This is a genomic window from Sedimenticola hydrogenitrophicus (genome assembly GCF_029017505.1).
In the GTDB taxonomy this organism is placed as follows: domain Bacteria; phylum Pseudomonadota; class Gammaproteobacteria; order Chromatiales; family Chromatiaceae; genus Sedimenticola; species Sedimenticola hydrogenitrophicus_A.
The window spans coordinates 1-668 of record NZ_JAQGEI010000112.1 but is presented as its reverse complement, the minus strand read 5'-3'; the positions used below and the strand labels follow the sequence as shown (position 1 = coordinate 668).

The 668-nt window shown below is 62.6% G+C and carries 1 protein-coding gene; it reads right to left on the bottom strand.

The window, feature by feature from the left end; translation table 11 throughout:
* Positions 1 to 658: Mu transposase domain-containing protein (locus O9K64_RS23490; protein WP_420493194.1), on the bottom strand; the 658-nt coding region annotated here is incomplete at its 3' end.
* Positions 659 to 668: the final 10 nt, after the last annotated feature.

The window sequence follows — 668 nt, the reverse complement described above, 5'->3', positions numbered from 1 at the left end:
CAGGGTCATCATCGGTATCGGGGTTGAGTTGGTCATAGAGCGCCAGCGAAGGCGCACGCACAACGATGTTGCGCGCCTTATCATTGTCGGGCAGCGTCAGCGTGATCGGTGGTGGTCGATCGTGTAGCTCACGCCGGCGTTCGAGGACTTGCCGCACCCCGCTGGGATGGGGTACAGCGTTGTTGAGCGCCTCGGCGATGGCCTGCTCAAGTTCGTCCGCGCCGTAGTCATCGAGCAGTTGCACCAGCTCGGCGGTGGCACGCGACAACGGGGTGCCGCGGTGTGCGGCCTGTTGTAACAGCGTACGACTGGACGGGGCGGCCTGTGCCAGTCGATCCTGGCCGCGATGATGACGTGCGGCGCGTTTGGCGCTGACCAGCGCATCGAGATGGGCTGGGTCTTCGATCTGCTCGCCCTTGCCATAGGCGCGTGGGTGTTCGGCGATCACCTCAGTGCCTGCCAGTACCCGCACCTGGTTCGGTGAGGCCAGCACCGTCAAGGCGCGTCGGACCTGTGTGTGCGGCACACTGTAGTCATTGAGATCAAAGCGAACATACGGGGTCTTGCCGACACTCACTTCAAGACGTTCGTCGCTCGGATAGGGATTATCCGGCAATCCGATCAGTTGCCTGCGCTCCTGTTCGAAGGCTTCACGCACGCTGATACCT